The organism is Pseudomonas sp. BBP2017, from assembly GCF_003024385.1.
Lineage (GTDB): Bacteria > Pseudomonadota > Gammaproteobacteria > Pseudomonadales > Pseudomonadaceae > Aquipseudomonas.
This window is the reverse complement of sequence record NZ_PVZN01000012.1, coordinates 18,468-36,169: the sequence shown is the minus strand read 5'-3', so window position 1 is coordinate 36,169 and position 17,702 is coordinate 18,468. Positions and strand designations below refer to the sequence as shown.

Below are 17,702 nucleotides of genomic sequence, written 5' to 3'. Positions count from 1 at the left end.
CCGGCTCCTACACACAGGTCACCTGTAGGAGCCGGCATTGCCGGCGATCGAGGGCAAAGCCCTCGCAGATTCAGCGTACGACAATTCCCTGCTTGGCCATGAAAGCCTTGGCCTCCGGCACCGTGTACTCACCGAAGTGGAAGATACTCGCCGCCAGCACCGCGCTGGCATGGCCTTCAACAATCCCGTCAGCCAGGTGCTGCAGGTTGCCCACACCACCGGAAGCAATCACCGGAATGCCGAGGGCATCGCTGATGGCCCGGGTCACGCCCAGGTCAAAGCCATTCTTCATGCCGTCCTGATCCATGCTGGTCAGCAGGATCTCACCGGCACCCAGACCCTCCATCTTCTTTGCCCACTCCACCGCGTCCAGGCCGGTCGGCTTGCGACCACCGTGGGTGAAGATCTCCCAGCGCGGGGTTTCGCCCGGGCCGGAAACCTTCTTGGCATCGATGGCTACCACGATGCACTGCGAGCCAAAGTGCGCGGCAGCTTCGCCAACGAACTCCGGGTTGAACACTGCAGCGGTGTTGATCGAGACTTTGTCGGCACCGGCATTGAGCAGGTTGCGGATGTCTTGCACGGTACGCACGCCACCGCCTACGGTCAGCGGGATGAACACCTGGCTGGCCATGCGCTCGACGGTATGCAGGGTGGTATCACGACCATCGACGCTGGCGGTGATGTCGAGGAAGGTGATTTCGTCAGCACCCTGCTCATCGTAGCGCCGGGCGATTTCCACCGGGTCACCGGCATCGCGGATGTTCTCGAACTTGACGCCCTTGACCACACGGCCGTTGTCCACGTCCAGGCAAGGGATGATGCGCTTGGCCAGTGCCATGTCGGAGTCCTCAGCCTTGGTAGCTGTCGCAGAAGGCTTGCGCCTCGGCGACATCCAGGGTGCCTTCGTAGATCGCACGACCGGTGATCGCGCCGATGATGCCCGGCGCCTTGGCGTCGAGCAGGGCCTTGATGTCACCCAGGTTGTGGATACCGCCGGAGGCGATGACCGGGATCTTGGTGGCAGCGGCCAGGGCAGCGGTAAAAGGCACGTTGCAGCCTTGCATCATGCCGTCTTTGGCGATGTCGGTGTAGACGATGGCCGAGACGCCGTCGGCTTCAAAACGCTTGGCCAGGTCAATGACCTGCACCGAGCTGACTTCAGCCCAGCCGTCGGTGGCGACAAAGCCGTCTTTGGCGTCCAGACCGACAATGACTTTGCCCGGGAACGCGCGGCAGGCTTCGGCGACGAACTCAGGCTCTTTCACCGCTTTGGTACCGATGATCACGTAGCTGACACCGGCTTTGACGTAGTGCTCGATGGTTTCCAGCGAACGGATACCACCGCCGATCTGGATCGGCAGGTTCGGGTAGCGCTTGGCAATCGCGGTCACCACTTCACCGTTGACCGGCTGGCCTTCGAAGGCACCGTTGAGGTCAACCAGATGCAGACGACGGCAGCCGCCCTCGACCCACTTGGCGGCCATGCTCACCGGGTCGTCGGAGAAAACCGTGGAATCTTCCATGCGGCCTTGGCGCAGGCGTACGCAAGCACCGTCCTTGAGATCGATAGCGGGGATAATCAGCATCTGCAAAACCTGTCTATTCGGTAAACAGTGATGCTCGGGAAGTCAGTTCTTCTCGAGCGCCCACAGGTCGCTTTCAATGCTTTCGAACCGTTCCTTGAGGTGGTTCTGCACATCGAAAATCGCCCTGTTGTAGTAGTGCGGGGCAATCTCTTTGGTGAACAGCTCCAGCACCTCGGCCACCTCAAACGACCCCAACTGCAACTCGAAACGGTCTTCGAGAAAGCGCTTGAGGACATCCAGCGCCTCGCGTTCCTGCTCCGCTGCGAGGGTGAGGATCGGTGCCTTGGTCCTGGACTTGCTCATTACCAGCGTCCGTCCCAGGCGGCGAAGTTCTGCAGCAGCTGCAGGCCATGGGTATGGCTCTTCTCCGGGTGGAACTGCACGGCAAAGCGTGAACCTTCGGCCAGCGCAGCAGCGAAGTCGACGCCATAGTGGCCACGACCCACCACCTGAATGGCCTTGGCCGCAGCGATGTAGTAGCTGTGGACGAAATAGAAACGCGCCAGATCAGGGATGTTGTGCCACAGCGGATGGTCGATGGACTGGGAGACTTCGTTCCAGCCCATGTGCGGTACCTTCAGGTGCTCGCCATCTTCGTGCAGGTCTTTACCGAAAAAGCGCACATTGCCCGGGAACAGGCCAATGCAGTCGACTCCGTCGTTCTCTTCACTGTGATCGAGCAACGCCTGCATACCAACGCAAATGCCGAGGAACGGACGGTCCTGGCTGACCTCACGCACCAGGCTGTCGAAGCCCAGGCGGCGAATTTCGGCCATGCAGTCGCGAATCGCGCCGACACCCGGGAACACCACACGGTCAGCCTCGCGGATTACCGCAGCATCGCTGGTGATCAGCACCTTGCCGGCGCCGACATGCTCCAGGGCCTTGGCCACCGAGTGCAGGTTGCCCATGCCATAGTCGATAACGGCAACTGTCTGCATTACAGGCAACCCTTGGTCGATGGCATCTGCCCGGCCATGCGCTCATCCAGCTCGATAGCCATGCGCAGCGCACGACCGAACGCCTTGAACACCGTTTCGATCTGGTGGTGGGTGTTGTGCCCACGCAGGTTGTCGATGTGCAGGGTGACGTTGGCGTGGTTGACGAAGCCCTGGAAGAACTCCTGGAACAGGTCGACATCGAAGCCGCCCACCGAGGCGCGGGTGTAGGGCACGTGCATCTGCAGGCCAGGACGACCGGAGAAGTCGATGACCACACGCGACAAGGCTTCATCCAGCGGCACATAGGCATGGCCATAGCGACGGATGCCCTTCTTGTCGCCGATGGCCTGGTTAAAGGCCTGGCCGAGGGTGATACCGACGTCTTCGACGGTATGGTGATCGTCGATATGCAGGTCGCCCTTGCACTCGATGTCGAGATCAATCAGCCCATGTCGGGCGATTTGGTCGAGCATGTGTTCAAGGAAAGGCACACCGATATCAAATCGGGCCTTGCCGCTGCCATCCAGGTTGATCGAGGCCTTGATCTGGGTTTCCAGAGTATTGCGCTCGACGGAAGCCTTACGTTCGACCATCACCAGCTCCGCAAAATCATTGGGCGAAAAAGGTGATCATTATAGGCCTAGAAGCGCGTGGCTTGAAACGAAGATGACGCATGGCAGGGGATTTATTGGGGCCGCTATGCGGCCCATCGCCGGCAAGGCCGGCTCCTACAGGCGATGGAATGCGAAGCAGTCCTAGTTGAACAGCACGGCTGTCTTCTGCAACGTCACCCAGATCCCCCAGGCCAGCGGAATACCCACCAGCAACCAGGCGGCGACCACCAACGGCTGGCTGCCCGGCGCCGCATGCCACTCCAACACCCGGGCATTGCCATTGCCCTGGTCATGGCTCAGCGCCTGTTCGGCCGCCAGCTGCGCGTCGGTCATGAAGTACTTGTCGGCCACCGGGCGCACCAGCGCGTTGCAGACAAACCCGAGCACCAGCAGGCCGGCCAGGATGTACAGGGTGATGTCGTAAACCGCCGCACGCTCCACGCCCAGCGCCAGCTGGTACTCACGCAGGTAGGTGATCAGTACCGGCCCGAGCACGCCAGCAGCGGCCCAGGCGGTCAACAGACGACCATGAATGGCACCGACCATCTGCGTGCCGAACAGGTCGGCCAGATAGGCCGGCACGGTAGCGAAGCCGCCGCCGTACATCGACAGGATGATGCAGAACGCCGCCACAAACAGGGCGATATTGCCCAGGTGGCCCATGTTCGGCACCAGCGCATAGAGCGCCACACCCAAGGCGAAGAAGGCGAAATAGGTGTTCTTGCGCCCGATGTAGTCGGAGAACGAGGCCCAGAAAAACCGCCCACCGATGTTGAACAGGCTCAACAGTCCGGTAAACCCTGCAGCGATCGCAGCGATCTGTGCCAATTGGGCAGTGTTGAGTTCGCTGAAGCTCAGGTCGTTCCCTAGCAATTTGCCAGCGAAAACCTCCTGCAACAGTGGCGAGGCCATACCCAGAATGCCAATGCCTGCCGACACGTTCAGGCACAGTACCAGCCAGATCAATGCAAACTGCGGAGTTTTCCATGCAACGCTGACATGTACGTGGCGATGGGTGATCATCGCATTGCTGGCTTTCTTCAACGGCGCAGTCCAGCCCTCGGGCTTCCAGCCGGTCGGTGGCACTCGATAAGCCAAGGCACCGCCGATCATGAACACGAAGTAAATCACCGCCATCACCACGAAGCTCTGCCAGACGCCTACGCCTTCAGGGCTGGCAAAGTGGTTCATCAGCGCTGCCGCCAGCGGCGCGCCGACCATGGCGCCGCCGCCAAAGCCCATGATCGCCATACCGGTGGCCATGCCACGCTTGTCCGGGAACCACTTGATCAGGGTCGAAACCGGAGAGATATAGCCCAGGCCCAGGCCAATACCACCGATGACCCCTGAGCCCAGCCACATCAGCCAGAGCTGGTGGCTATAGATACCGAACGCCGAGATCAGCAGGCCACCACACCAGCACAACGCCGAAACCACCCCGGCTTTGCGTGGCCCGGCGTGCTCCAGCCAGCCACCCCAAACGGCTGCAGAACAGCCGAGAAACACGAAGAATAGGGTATAGATCCAGCTGAGCATCGAGATCTGCCAGTCGCATTCAGTGCTGAACAGGCGGGCGAAGAAGCTCATATCCGGCGCACAAGCGAGCGGCGCGGTGATACCGATCGCTTGCGACAATGGCAACCAGAACACCGAAAAGCCATAGGCCATGCCAATGCACAGATGGATAGCCAATGCCGCCGGTGGCACCAGCCAGCGATTGAAACCGGGCATGGCGATAATCCGCTCTTTGGACAGGAAACCAGGGCTGCTGGTTAGCGTGCCTGCCGTGATACTGCTGTTCATTATTGTGTTCCCTTCGTCGAGATGGTCAGCTCACGGCTCACGACCTTGGCCCTGAGGCAACTGATCGTTTTTTGGCGCAATTGCCCTGAAAAACGCGACAAATCGCCGCAACAGGGCCGGTGAGCGGCGCAAGAGTAGCATCAGCCTCTGCCGTTGAAAGCAAACTGATATCGTCTTTTGTTCAGCAACTGATTGCTGCATGCAAGGAACTGCCATGCCCATGATTGTCGAAATCCTGAGCAAACCTGGCCAGCACGCTGCGCAGGATCCACAAATGCTGTAGGAGAAATCCGTAGTAATCCTTGAGCATCTCCAGCGATACCAAGCGCAGCGCTATACTCTGCGGCTAAATTTTAGAATCGAACTACAAGGACTCGCCCATGAAAGCGTTCGGCAAAATCCTGGGGCTGGTGCTTCTCGGGCTGTTGCTGATCATTGTGGCTCTGGGCTTTGCCCTGACCCACCTCTTCGATCCCAACGACTACAAAGACGAGATTCGCCAGCTTGCACGCGACAAAGCCCACGTCGAGCTGACGCTCAATGGCGACATCGGCTGGAGCCTGTTCCCCTGGCTGGGGCTGGAGCTGCATGAAGCCAGCATCGCCACCCTGAACAACCCGAAAGTGCCGTTTGCCGACCTGCAGATGCTCGGTCTGTCAGTGCGCGTCCTGCCGTTGTTGCGCCGCGAAGTGCAGATGAGCGACGTACGCGTCGAAGGTTTGAACCTCAGCCTGAGCCGCGACGAGCACGGCCACGGTAACTGGGAAGACATCGGCAAACCGCTGCCAGCCGCCGCAACGGCTCCTGCCGAGGGCGCAGCCCCTGCACCTGGCGCTGACGCCACGGCCAAAGCCGAGAGCAACAGCGACGTCAACCAGCGTCCAGTCAAGCTGGATATCGACAGCCTGACCGTGAACAACGCCCGGGTTCAGTACAGCGATGCACGCAGCGGTCAGAGCTTTAGTGCCGAAAGCATCCAGCTGAGCACCGGGGCGGTACACGAAGGGGTGAACATCCCGCTGAAAATGACCGCGTTTGTCAGCGTTGGCCAACCGGTACTCAAAGCACGTACGGAACTCAACGGTGAGCTGCGTTTCGACCGCAGCCTCAAGCGCTACCAGTTCGAAGACATGAAGCTCAGCGGCGAAGCCTCAGGCGAACCCCTGCAAGGCAAGACCCTGACCTTCGCTGCCCAGGGCCAGTTGCTGGTCGACCTGGCAGCCAACGTCGCCGAATGGAACGGCCTGAAACTCTCCGCCAACCAGTTGCGCGCCCTTGGCGAGCTGAACGTGCGTGACCTGGACAAAACCCCGCAACTGACCGGTGGCCTGTCGATCGCCCAGCTCAACCTGCGCACCTTCCTCGACAGCATTGGCATTGCGCTGCCGGCCACCACTGACGCCAGCGCACTGAACAGCTTCGAGATGGTCAGCCGCCTGCAAGGCAGCCCCAACAGCCTGGCCCTGGAAGACCTGGCGGTAAAACTCGATGGCAGCACCTTCAGCGGTCGTCTGGCGGTCGAAGACTTCGCCAAACAGGCCCTGCGCATCCAGTTGAAGGCCGACAAGTTCGACGCCGACCGCTATATGCCAGCCAAGAGCGAAGCGGCAGCCAGCGCCACTGCGGCGCGCCAGGCCGAGGTCAAGAGCAAGGAACAAAGTGCCCTGGCCAGTGCCGGCAACACACCGCTGCCCGACGCCCCGACCCAGGTGGCCTGGAGCAACGACAAGCTGTTGCCGGTCGATCGCCTGCGCCTGCTCGACCTGCAGGCTGACCTGAGCTTCGGCCTGCTGACCCTGGAAAAGCTGCCGATCGAGAACGCCCACCTCAAGACTCAGGGCCAAGGCGGCCTGATCACCCTGCAAAGCCTGCGCGGCGGCCTCTACAACGGCGATTTCGAAAGCAAAGGCACCCTGGATGTACGCCCGGCGGTACCGCAAATGGGCCTCACCACCAAGGTCAACCGGGTGCCGGTCGAGCACTTCATCAAGAGCCAGACCGAAACCCCGCCGGTCAAGGGCCTGCTGACCCTGAGCAGCGACCTGACCGCCACCGGTAACAGCCAGAAGGCACTGATCGATACCCTCAATGGCAACGCCAGCTTTGTCATCAACGACGGCATCCTGGTCAACGCCAACCTTGAACAACAGCTCTGCCAGGCCATCGCTACCCTCAACCGCAAGACCCTGAGCAGCGAACCACGCGGCAAGGACACCCCTTTCCAGGAACTCAAAGGCAGCCTGGTGCTGCGTAACGGCGTGGCCAGCAACCCTGACCTCAAGGCGCGTATTCCCGGCCTGACCGTCAACGGCCATGGCGACCTCGACCTGCGTGTGCTGGGCATGGACTACCGGCTGGGCGTGATCGTCGAAGGCGATAAACGCGACATGCCTGATCCGGCCTGCCAGGTCGGCGAGCGCTATGTCGGCCTCGAACTGCCATTGCGCTGCCGTGGCCCGCTTGAGCTGGGCGCCAAAGCCTGCCGCCTGGACAAAGATGCGCTGGGCAAAGTCGCCGCCAAGCTGGCAGGCGACAAAGCCAGCGAAAAGCTCAGCGACAAGATCGACGAGAAGCTCGGTGACAAGGTAAGCCCGGAACTCAAGGATGCACTCAAGGGGTTGTTCAAGCGATGAGCCCTGAGCAGTTTTCCAGCGCCGTACTGGAGTGGTACGACCGTAACGGCCGGCATGACCTGCCCTGGCAACAGGGCATCACGCCTTATCGGGTGTGGGTGTCGGAGATCATGCTGCAGCAGACCCAGGTCAGCACTGTGCTGAACTACTTCAGCCGTTTCATGGAGGCCTTGCCGACGGTGCAGGCCCTGGCTCAAGCCCCTGAGGATGAAGTGCTGCACCTGTGGACGGGCCTGGGTTACTACACCCGGGCGCGCAACCTGCAAAAGACCGCGAAGATCGTCGTTGAGCAGTACGGCGGCGAATTCCCTCACGATGTCGAAAAGCTTACCGAGCTGCCTGGCATCGGCCTGTCCACCGCTGGCGCCATCGCCAGTATCAGCATGGGTCTGCGCGCGCCGATTCTCGATGGCAACGTCAAACGCGTTCTGGCTCGCTACACCGCACAGGAAGGCTATCCGGGCGAACCGAAGGTGGCCAAGGCACTGTGGGCCAATGCCGAGCGCTACACCCCGTACAGCCGGGTCAATCATTACACCCAGGCGATGATGGACCTTGGCGCCACCTTGTGCACCCGCAGCAAACCCAGTTGCCTGCTGTGCCCGCTCAAGCTCGGCTGCGAAGCACACATGCTCGGCCAGGAAATCCGCTACCCGATCCCCAAGCCACGCAAAGAGCTGCCACAGCGGCGCACCCTGATGCCGCTGCTGGCCAACCGCGACGGCGCCATCCTGCTTTACCGACGCCCTTCCACGGGGCTCTGGGGCGGTTTGTGGAGCCTGCCGGAGCTGGACAACCTGGAGCAGCTCGACGATCTGGCTGACCAGCACGGCCTGAGCCTTGCCTCTAACCAGGCGCTGGACGGCCTGACCCACACTTTCAGCCATTTCCAGCTGGCCATCGAACCCTGGCTGGTCCGGGTCGATGACACCCAGGCCCACGTGGCCGAGGCCGACTGGCTCTGGTATAACCTCGCCACCCCGCCGCGCCTGGGCCTTGCCGCCCCGGTGAAAAAACTGCTGAAACGCGCGGCCGACGTTTTGATTGCAGGAGAGTCGAGATGACCCGCACCGTAATGTGCCGTAAATACAAAGAACAGCTGCCAGGTCTGGAGCGTCCACCCTACCCGGGCGCCAAGGGCCAGGATATCTACGAGCACATCTCGCAGAAGGCCTGGGCCGATTGGCAGAAGGAACAGACCATGCTGATCAACGAGAAGCGCCTGAACATGATGAACGCCGAGGACCGCAAATTCCTCCAGGGCGAGATGGACAAGTTTTTCTCCGGCCAGGAATTCGAAAAGGCCGAAGGCTACGTTCCACCCGCCGAATAACCCCCGAAAAACGTAAGCGACGGAATTAATTTAAAAAAATTTCAAAAAGTCGTTGACGCAAACCTGAAAAAGCCTTTTAATGCGCCCCGTTGCCCAGATAGCTCAGTCGGTAGAGCAGGGGATTGAAAATCCCCGTGTCGGCGGTTCGATTCCGTCTCTGGGCACCACTAATACCGAGAAACCCCAAGGAACAATGTGTCCTTGGGGTTTTTTATTGCCTGCGATTTAATGGTCGCTGGACCATTTCTGAACGCCTTCGCCCTGCCCGCGCTCTTAGCGAAGCGAAGAACCCGACGCTTCCAGCTGCCGATATGTGCGGGCGCGGATCAGCGCGAAGATGCCGCCAAATCCTCTTCGACGAAGCGCAGCATCGCCTCCGCCAGCGCCTCGCGCGGATAGGCATTCTGTGTCACCAATAGTGAAGCGATGGTCGAATGGGTTCGGGCGATCGGCACTGCCAATGCCCAATGATCAGCGTTGATATAGCCCATCAGGGTGCTGCCAGGCACAACCTGATCGTAGAAGAGCACTTGGCTGTCGTTGCGGGCATCAATGCGCGCCAGCTTGTTGTAACTCGATTTCAGCGCGAACGAGATGTGATCAAGCTGCGGGAAGGTAACGAGCGAATAGTAGTTCAGTTCGGACGGCAACCGATTCTGCGCCAGCCAGCGCTTGCGCGTTGCGGGTCGCAGGCTGTTGATCGCGCCACCGTCGCCCGAATCGCAGGTCGCACCGGGAAAGTGCCGCAACAGATCCGCCTGGTACTGCTCGGCATCGTTGGCCAGTGCCGAGCCGCCGACCGCGCCGGCGGCACTGATCACTGCCGCCACGCGGCCGCGGATTTCCGGGTAAGCGACCATCGCTTCGAGAATGTCGGGCGCGCCTTTCGAATAACCGATCAGGACGAGGCGCGGCGGTCCGGCTTCGGTTGGCATCGCCATAATTGCGTCGCGTATTTGCCTAGCATTGTTTGCGGAGCTCGATAAGGCGTCGACCTTGATCTTCACCAGGTCATATCCGAACTGGCGCAGATGAATCGCTACGCTGCCGGGCGCTTGCAGCCATTGCTCGAAGCATTCGTAACCGACGCCGGCTACCATAGCGCCGACCAGACGGCGTTTCGATTGCCCGAGATCGACGGGTTTGCCGGTGCCGCCAGGTTCGCTACCGACGCGCGTCAGTGCCTCCTCGCAAGGCCGGCTATCGGGCAGGTCGCTTCCTCGCGTGTCGAGAATCGAACAGAAAATCTCGCGAAAGCGCGCCCGCTGGTCCTGCACGCCGGCCTGCGACGCAGGGACCAACACAAGCGGCGGTGTATCCGTCGAGTAAGCGACCAGCGGCGCAGGTGTGCAGGCGGTGAGTGCATGGCAGCCAGCGATCATCAGCCATACCATGCCACCGCGGCACAATAATGTGTAGGCGCCGAACAGGTCACCTGCGGGCATCGTCGACCTCCTCCCGTGCAGGCAATTCGCGCCGGTCCAGATACGCTTCCCAATCGAGCATCTCCACCTCCGACAGACTGAGTGGCCGCGGCGCAAAGAACATGACCGCACGCAGACCGTCGCTGAAGTAATGGGCGCCGCTGAACGTCGTTCGCGGTTGAGCCTGGGACGCGGGACCGACGCCGGTGACGAACCCGAGCTTGTCCAGACCGGCCGAATACATCATGTCCTGAATCAGGAAATTTCTCGCCTCATCGACATCCTCATGCAACACGAGGTTTTCCGAGTCGCGCGGTGCAAAGCGTCCGCCGATCGGCCTCCCGACCTGGGCGAGATAGACGGAGCGACCTTCGAAGCGCATTGGCGTGAGCCACACACGCACCCAGGTCGCCGGCGCTCCGGCTTGCGATTGCTTGCGAACCACGGCATCAGGCATGCGCCCGAACACACGTTCGGCCGCATCCGCGGGGTGCACGGCGCGCCGATAGTTGCGACGTACAAATGCGGCGGCGATATCGGCGAACTCGCCGACGAGAATCGCATTGACCGGATCGCCGTGCGCCCTGCCGTTCGCGTCAGTGGCGCAGCAGGGAAGGCGCTCCAACGCGGAACGCAGCGCGGCCAGATCGTCATAGTCCTTGAACTCGGAACCGTGATGCTGGAACAAGCCTTCGGCAAACCATTTCTCCCCGGCATCGTCCGGCACCCGCAAGAAGAGGGAGAACGGGATCAGCGTCTTTCTTTGCAGCAGATCGATATTCAGCAGCCGCGTAACGCGCTCCGGGTTGATGAACAGCACGCCCGCTTTCGTTTCGCCTGGCAGGACGGGATTCTTGAACCCCAGTTGGTCGAAGTGTGCATCGATGCGCGCGTTCGCTGCCGGGGATAATGTCCTGTGCACGGACCAGGCGACTTCGAGTGGCGAGAAATAGTCGGGATCGGTTCCCGGCTGCAGCAATAAGAGTGGATCGGCAGTCTGGTTCTGGACTTCGACCCACACGGGCTGCACACGCGTCTTGTCCAACTCCACACCCAGCATGCGCTGCCTGTCTTCGGCACTGAGCACGGCGGCGCTGATGCGCACCTCGTGCTTGGTGGCCGTCTGCGCACGTTCACGCAACCCGGAAGTACTGAAATCGGCAGGCGCCTGCCAGGTCGCACAAGCAACGGCGAGCGCAAGAATCGCTGCACACCCCATAGCGCACAAGCAGCGCATTGCACACCGCAGCGTCACCCTGGCGCGCGACGCCAACGGCGAGCGACTCATGGCTTGACCCGCCCCGGTGATTGTCCGCCATTCTCGTAGATTCCTTTCGACAGGAAGAACTCGATTCCCGCCAGGGAGGTGTGCATGGGATCGAATACCAGGACACAGCGCAGCCCATCCGTATAGTAAGGATCGGTGGTCAGGTTTTCGCGCGGCGCACTCTTGGGCGAGACCCCCACGCCCTTCACGAATCCGAACTTGGCCAGCGTCACCGAATACGCCATATCCTGTGTCAGCGCACTCCGCGCTTCGTCGACGTCAGGGTCGATCTTGTGCGTCGTCAGCGTCGCAGAATGCACGGTTAACCGGCTGCCGATATCACGGCTGATTTGGCCGACCCACACCTTCTTGCCGTGATATTGCATCGGACTCAACCACAGCCTCAGGTGATTGCGCTGGTGGACGTTGTCACGCGCCTTTTGCAAGGCAAGGTCCTGGGCTCGTCCGAACAGATAGAGATCGCTCACCGGCGCATAGGGATAGCGCTCGCCGGCAAGCGCCGAATTGACCATTTTCATGATCGACCCCGACCACTTTTCCTCGGTTCCACGCCAGCCGCGACGCGCGAATGCGGGGAAGGCATCATCGAGGCCGCCGACGATTACCAGGTTCAGCGGATCGCCGTTCCTGGACCCCTTCTCGTTGGTGACGCAGCACGGCAGCGCCTCCAGCGCCGCCTGGAAACTGGCGTCATCCGTGTAGTTCACAATTTCTTCAGGCGGATAGATGCCCTGCCTGAACACTTCGCTGATGTGGTAATCGGTGCGCAGGCCCGGCACGATGGTCAGGACAGAGAAATTCCTCGCCCGCCCGTCTGCGACCAGATCGAGGTGAACGAACTTGAAACCCTCGTCGAGATTGGTCAACACGAAGCCCGAGGTTGTCGCGCCCGGTGGGACAGGGTTGCGGAAGGCCAGCCGCCGAAAGTGCCGGTCGAGCGCCGTCCGCTCGTCCTGCGGGACGTCCGAGAAAAATGCTTCAGCCGCCTCGGATGCAGGGAAGAAATTTGGATCGAGGCCCGGCGAAAGCAGATAGTAGGCGCGGTCTTCCTGATTTTTTACTTCGACCCAGACTGGCTGTATCGATGTATTCGCCAGAGGCACGCCGTAGACCGCCTCGCTTTCTGCGGCCGACAGTACGGCGGTCGACACGCGCAAGCCACCCTCGCTGCGCGTCACCGCGCGGCTCTTGTAGTCAAGGCTCGTCGTTGGCGGAGGCTGGGAGGCGCAGCCAGCGAGCGCGGCTGCGATGGCCGTTGCTGCGAGAACGTGTCTCACCATGCGTTGCATCGCGTAACCTCATCAACTGAGCTTTACCAATCTTCGCGGCCCTGCCTACATACTCCGTGGCTACTACGAACATTAGTTTCTACGTCGCAGCTTTTCATTATGAACCGCCCCGGGGATTCCGGAGGCTTTTTGGTATCACGCCGCCATGGCAGACTAGTCGAACTATTGATAGCAGGCCGCTTCGGCCTCTGCAGGTGATACGTCGCCGTCGGCGCCACGGCTAACCAGAACAAGCCGAAGACTGTTGATCACAGTCAGTATGCCCCGCACCCCGCCGCCATATGCTGCCTTGAGGACATTCGAAAAAACCGAAAGGCCCCCAATGAGCGAAGAATCCACTGCCCTGCCACTGCCCTTGCCAGCCCCAGAAACGCCCGCGAGCTCCAGCCAGCCCCCACTACCCAAGCCCGGCACCACCCGCACTCGGCGCCCACGCGCCACCCGCAAGCCGGCTTCGGTTACCGCCGACGGTGAAATCAGCGCCATCAGCCAGCAGCCAGCGGCACTGAAAGTCGCCTCGGCGCCACGCGGCTCGAACGAAGACAGCACCACTGCAAAGCTGCCCGCCAGCTACCCTTACCGCACCCGCATGCGCCGTGCGGAGTACGAAAAGGCCAAGCACGAGCTGCAGATCGAGCTGCTCAAGGTGCAAAGCTGGGCCAAGGAAACCGGCCAGCGCATCGTCGTGCTGTTCGAAGGCCGTGACGCGGCAGGCAAGGGCGGCACCATCAAACGCTTCATGGAGCACCTGAACCCGCGCGGCGCGCGCATCGTCGCTCTGGAGAAGCCCTCCGAGCAGGAAAAGGGCCAGTGGTACTTTCAGCGCTACATCCAGCACCTGCCCACCGCTGGGGAAATGGTCTTCTTCGACCGCTCCTGGTACAACCGTGCCGGCGTCGAACGGGTCATGGATTTCTGCTCGCCACTGCAGTACCTGGAGTTCATGCGCCAGGCGCCTGACCTTGAGCGCATGCTCTGCAACAGCGGCATCCTGCTGTTCAAATACTGGTTCTCGGTCAACCGCGAAGAACAGCTGCGCCGCTTCATCTCACGCCGCGACGACCCGCTCAAGCACTGGAAACTGTCCCCCATCGACATCAAGTCGCTGGACAAGTGGGATGAGTACACCGCCGCCAAAGAGGCGATGTTCTTCCATACCGACACGGCCGATGCGCCCTGGACGGTGATCAAGTCCGACGACAAGAAGCGCGCACGGATCAACTGCATCCGCCACTTCCTGCATTCGCTCGACTACCCGGGCAAGGACCTGGGTGTGGCCCACCAGCCCGATCCGCTGCTGGTTGAGCGTGCGGCGCGGGTACTTGTCGAGGAAGACCGCGGCGAGCTGGCACAGTCCGCCTGAGCGAGGGCCGTCGGCGGCACTTGGGTTTCTTTGCCAACTAGGCTTCAATACGCAAAATTTTACGACTCAGGATTTACCGATGGCCTCCAACAGCAAACAGCAGAAACGCGCCAAGCGCGCCGCCACCAAGGCTCGCGAGAACCGTATGGTGCGCAGCGGCCAGGCGGTCAAAAGCTCCGGCGAAAGCTCCAGCGCCAGCGTCGAGCAGGTCTTCGACAAAGCCATGAATTCGGGCAGCTACACCGCCCTGTTCGAAAAAATGAAGCAAGCCCAAGAAGGCGGCCTGGTGGCCTTGATTTCGGTGTTCCTGGTCGATCCCCTGCTGGCCCTGGTACTCAAAGGCCACAAGGAAGAACACGCCACCGACTACATCGTCATGGTCTTCACCGCCTACCGCAAATGGCTGGACGGAGCTGACGAAGCCACCACCATGGCCTGGCTGGAAAGCGACGAGTTCCAGGAAGCCTACATCTCGGCATCTGAGGCGGTGGCCAAGCAGCAACAGAAGATGTTCGGCTGAGTCATCGCGGGGCAAGCCCGCTCCTACCGGCGGGAGCGGGCTTGCCCCGCGATGAAGCCAACAGCAATAAAAAAGGCCGCGATCTTTGCTGATCGCGGCCTTTTCATTTCAACAGCACTGAATCAGTTGTTCAGCACCGCACGCCCAGCCGCCTCGGCCTTGCGCTTGCGCGCCACCAGCAGCCCGGCCGCAACCACGGCAATCGACAGCAAGCCGGTCGCGATGATCTCGATACGGTGATCTGGACGGATCAGCATCACGGTGAGAATGGCGACGATGAAGAAGATGGTCGCCCAGGTCAGGCCCGGGAACAGCCACATCTTGAACGCGATCTTCTCGCCACGCGCCATACGCTGGCGGCGCATGCGCAGCTGCGAGATGGCAATTACCAGATACACCAGCAAGGCAATGGCGCCGGAGCTGGCCAGCAAGAACTCAAACACCGCGGCAGGTGCCACGTAGTTGGCAATCACAGTCAGGAACGCCGCCGCCGTCGACAGCACCACAGCAACATACGGGGTAGCGCTGGAGGTGGTGCGCTGGGCCACGGCCGGTGCATCACCACGCTTACTCAGGGAGAAGAGCATGCGCGAAGAGGTGTACAGCGCCGAGTTCAGGCAGCTGGTTACCGCGATCAGCACAACGATGTCGACGATCAGCTTGGCATTGGGAATGCCCATCAGTTCCAGCACAGTCTGGTAGGAACCGACTTCTGCCAGCTCACTGCTGTTCCACGGCACCAGCGCCACTACCAGGAAGATCGACACGAGGTAGAACAGGAAGATCCGCCAGATCACCGAGTTGGTGGCCTTGGAGATCTGCTTGCACGGATCCTTGGACTCGGCTGCCGCAATCGTGACGATCTCGGTACCCATGAACGAGAACATGGTAGTCAGCATCGCTGCCAGCACCGCGCCCAGACCGTTAGGCATGAAGCCCTGGGTGTCGAACAGGTGGCTGACGCCGCTGACCTGACTGTTGGGCAGGAAACCGAACACTGCCGCCAGGCCAAGAATGATGAAGCCGATGATTGCGATGACTTTTAGCAGGGCGAACCAGAACTCGAACTCGCCATAGTTCTTCACGCTGAACAGGTTGGTCGCGGTCAGCAGCAGGGTAATGACCAGGCTAAAGACCCAGATGCCGACATCAGGGAACCAGGCATGCAGGATGGCCGCTGCGGCGTTGGCTTCCAGCGGAATCACCAGTACCCAGAACCACCAGTACAGCCAGCCAATGGTAAAACCGGCCCAGTGGCCGATGGCCTTGTCGGCATAAGTAGAGAAGGAGCCGGTATCCGGCGAGGCGACCGCCATCTCCCCGAGCATGCGCATCACCAGTACCACCAGGGTACCGGCGGCAGCATAGGCCAGCAGAACGGCCGGGCCGGCAGCGGCAATGGCATGGCCGGAACCTACGAACAGGCCGGCACCGATCACACCAGCAATGGACAGCATGGTGACATGCCGTTGTTTGAGCCCCTGAGCGAGGCCATTGGAACTATGCGTACCGCTCATAAAACTACCTTTGCAAGAATTGCGTTTTAATCCTGCGACCTGAGGCGCGCCTTGAATAAAAGATTGCTACATCCTGTTGCCGATGCATAAGGCAATATCCGCGCCACCACCATGACCGCTCGTTCGAAATATCTCACACCCCTGTCAAACAAGGCTTACAGGCCTTTCTGCCAGAACCTGACCGAAAGCCCTTCAAAAACAGTCGGAAAAACACAATTACTGAAATACTCACTTACAAATGCCCAGTCGCACCAAAATTCTCCTGCGGTAACACCCCTCGCACAACTTCTGAGCAAAAAGGCGCAACCGGCAGGCGCAACCATTCGCAGGATTCAGGCGCTAAAGCTGTGCGCAAGGTCAGAAACGACTTCCCAGCACTGACCAAAAATGGCACCATCGCGCCTTTTTTCATCAAGGCTCCGGCCCTGGAAACGAAGGCAAGTGGTCATCGGCGCGACAGTCCGCTGCAGCGATGCGACACTGGCCCTCTTGGCAACCGCTTGCCCCTCCCGACCTTGTTGGCTGTCATTCGGCCGCTATGCTAGCTTGGCGCTCGCCAAGAAGGCCGCCAACAGCAGGAGCGCACCAGAACACATGAGGACCGCACATGGCTGAGGCCACGCCCGCGCTGGAAATCCGCAACCTGCACAAACGCTACGGTGATCAGGAGATCCTCAAGGGCATCTCGTTGACCGCACGCGATGGCGACGTAATCTCGATCCTGGGATCCTCCGGCTCCGGCAAGTCCACTCTGCTGCGCTGCATCAACCTGCTGGAGAACCCGCACCAGGGCCAGATTCTGGTAGCCGGTGAAGAGCTCCGGCTCAAGGCCGCGAAGAACGGCGAACTGGTGGCGGCCGACAACAAGCAGATCAACCGCCTGCGCAGCGAGATCGGCTTCGTGTTCCAGAATTTCAACCTGTGGCCGCACATGAGCATCCTCGACAACATCATCGAGGCGCCACGCCGCGTGCTCGGCCAGAGCAAGGCCGAAGCCATCGAGCATGCCGAGGCACTGCTCAACAAGGTGGGTATTCACAACAAGCGCTACAGCTACCCGGCCGAATTGTCCGGTGGCCAGCAACAGCGCGCAGCCATTGCCCGGACCCTGGCAATGAAGCCCAAGGTCATTCTGTTCGATGAGCCGACCTCGGCCCTGGATCCGGAAATGGTCCAGGAAGTGCTCAACGTTATCCGCGCCCTCGCCGAAGAAGGCCGTACCATGCTACTGGTTACGCACGAAATGGGCTTCGCCCGCCAGGTGTCCAGTGAAGTTGTCTTCCTGCACCAAGGGCTGGTCGAAGAGCAGGGAACGCCGCAGCAGGTTTTTGAAAACCCGAACTCGGCGCGTTGTAAACAATTCATGTCCAGCAACCGCTAACGGAGCA

17 protein-coding genes and 1 tRNA gene are annotated in these 17,702 nt (G+C 60.8%); 7 read left to right on the top strand and 11 right to left on the bottom strand.

Annotation, left to right across the window (positions count from 1 at the left end; translation table 11 throughout):
* Window positions 1–70 precede the first annotated feature (70 nt).
* The 6 genes from hisF to C6382_RS15555 all read right to left on the bottom strand — a co-directional run bounded on the left by hisF (window position 71) and on the right by C6382_RS15555 (window position 4,947).
* Entirely contained in the window at window positions 71–841 is a 771-nt protein-coding gene (hisF, locus tag C6382_RS15580; protein ID WP_107025299.1) for an imidazole glycerol phosphate synthase subunit HisF, read from the bottom strand.
* Between the two features lie 10 nt (window positions 842–851).
* A complete protein-coding gene (gene hisA, locus C6382_RS15575; protein ID WP_007921811.1) occupies window positions 852–1,589 on the bottom strand; it encodes a 1-(5-phosphoribosyl)-5-[(5-phosphoribosylamino)methylideneamino]imidazole-4-carboxamide isomerase in 738 nt (245 codons plus the stop codon).
* A 42-nt stretch (window positions 1,590–1,631) separates the two neighbouring features.
* Window positions 1,632–1,892, bottom strand: a complete 261-nt coding sequence (locus C6382_RS15570) for a DUF2164 domain-containing protein (RefSeq protein ID WP_107025298.1) — start codon at window positions 1,890–1,892, stop codon at window positions 1,632–1,634.
* The gene (gene hisH / locus C6382_RS15565) at window positions 1,892–2,530 is read right to left on the bottom strand and encodes an imidazole glycerol phosphate synthase subunit HisH (protein ID WP_107025297.1); all 639 of its coding nucleotides are present in this window, start codon (window positions 2,528–2,530) and stop codon (window positions 1,892–1,894) included. The genes C6382_RS15570 and hisH overlap by 1 nt, the downstream gene beginning before the upstream one ends.
* Window positions 2,530–3,123: an imidazoleglycerol-phosphate dehydratase HisB gene (gene hisB, locus C6382_RS15560; protein ID WP_028942262.1), complete on the bottom strand. Its 594-nt coding sequence runs from the start codon at window positions 3,121–3,123 to the stop codon at window positions 2,530–2,532. Before hisB ends, hisH begins: the two co-directional genes overlap by 1 nt.
* 162 nt (window positions 3,124–3,285) lie before the next feature.
* Complete coding sequence (locus C6382_RS15555; protein ID WP_107025296.1) at window positions 3,286–4,947, bottom strand: OFA family MFS transporter; 1,662 nt, start codon at window positions 4,945–4,947, stop codon at window positions 3,286–3,288.
* A gap of 380 nt (window positions 4,948–5,327) precedes the next feature.
* Between C6382_RS15555 and C6382_RS15550 the strand changes: the two genes are divergently transcribed.
* The 4 genes from C6382_RS15550 to C6382_RS15535 all read left to right on the top strand — a co-directional run bounded on the left by C6382_RS15550 (window position 5,328) and on the right by C6382_RS15535 (window position 9,080).
* A complete protein-coding gene (locus C6382_RS15550; RefSeq protein WP_107025295.1) occupies window positions 5,328–7,580 on the top strand; it encodes an AsmA family protein in 2,253 nt (750 codons plus the stop codon).
* Window positions 7,577–8,644 (top strand): A/G-specific adenine glycosylase, encoded by a 1,068-nt coding sequence (gene mutY, locus C6382_RS15545; protein ID WP_107025294.1) that lies wholly within the window; start codon window positions 7,577–7,579, stop codon window positions 8,642–8,644. Before C6382_RS15550 ends, mutY begins: the two co-directional genes overlap by 4 nt.
* On the top strand, window positions 8,641–8,913 hold the full coding sequence (locus C6382_RS15540; protein ID WP_038605754.1) for an oxidative damage protection protein: 273 nt from the start codon (window positions 8,641–8,643) through the stop codon (window positions 8,911–8,913). Before mutY ends, C6382_RS15540 begins: the two co-directional genes overlap by 4 nt.
* A 91-nt stretch (window positions 8,914–9,004) precedes the next feature.
* A tRNA-Phe gene (locus C6382_RS15535) sits at window positions 9,005–9,080 on the top strand.
* A 159-nt stretch (window positions 9,081–9,239) separates the two neighbouring features.
* Here the strand turns inward: C6382_RS15535 and C6382_RS15530 are convergent.
* From C6382_RS15530 to C6382_RS15520, 3 genes are read right to left on the bottom strand one after another with little or no spacing between them, the layout of a single operon-like run.
* On the bottom strand, window positions 9,240–10,358 hold the full coding sequence (locus C6382_RS15530; RefSeq protein ID WP_218276276.1) for a hypothetical protein: 1,119 nt from the start codon (window positions 10,356–10,358) through the stop codon (window positions 9,240–9,242).
* Entirely contained in the window at window positions 10,345–11,625 is a 1,281-nt protein-coding gene (locus tag C6382_RS15525; RefSeq protein WP_218276275.1) for an LssY C-terminal domain-containing protein, read from the bottom strand. Before C6382_RS15525 ends, C6382_RS15530 begins: the two co-directional genes overlap by 14 nt.
* Window positions 11,622–12,914: an LssY C-terminal domain-containing protein gene (locus tag C6382_RS15520; RefSeq protein WP_107025292.1), complete on the bottom strand. Its 1,293-nt coding sequence runs from the start codon at window positions 12,912–12,914 to the stop codon at window positions 11,622–11,624. Before C6382_RS15520 ends, C6382_RS15525 begins: the two co-directional genes overlap by 4 nt.
* Before the next feature lie 322 nt (window positions 12,915–13,236).
* Between C6382_RS15520 and ppk2 the strand changes: the two genes are divergently transcribed.
* Both ppk2 and C6382_RS15510 read left to right on the top strand, forming a co-directional pair.
* Window positions 13,237–14,277, top strand: a complete 1,041-nt coding sequence (gene ppk2 / locus C6382_RS15515) for a polyphosphate kinase 2 (RefSeq protein WP_107025291.1) — start codon at window positions 13,237–13,239, stop codon at window positions 14,275–14,277.
* Between the two features lie 79 nt (window positions 14,278–14,356).
* On the top strand, window positions 14,357–14,797 hold the full coding sequence (locus C6382_RS15510; RefSeq protein WP_107025290.1) for a hypothetical protein: 441 nt from the start codon (window positions 14,357–14,359) through the stop codon (window positions 14,795–14,797).
* 122 nt (window positions 14,798–14,919) lie between these two features.
* Here the strand turns inward: C6382_RS15510 and gabP are convergent, their stop codons facing one another.
* The gene (gene gabP, locus C6382_RS15505) at window positions 14,920–16,314 is read right to left on the bottom strand and encodes a GABA permease (RefSeq protein WP_107025289.1); all 1,395 of its coding nucleotides are present in this window, start codon (window positions 16,312–16,314) and stop codon (window positions 14,920–14,922) included.
* Window positions 16,315–16,546: 232 nt separating this feature from the next.
* A complete protein-coding gene (locus tag C6382_RS23905; RefSeq protein ID WP_146146914.1) occupies window positions 16,547–16,726 on the bottom strand; it encodes a hypothetical protein in 180 nt (59 codons plus the stop codon).
* Between the two features lie 195 nt (window positions 16,727–16,921).
* Between C6382_RS23905 and C6382_RS15500 the strand changes: the two genes are divergently transcribed.
* Entirely contained in the window at window positions 16,922–17,695 is a 774-nt protein-coding gene (locus C6382_RS15500; protein WP_107025288.1) for an ABC transporter ATP-binding protein, read from the top strand.
* Window positions 17,696–17,702: the final 7 nt, after the last annotated feature.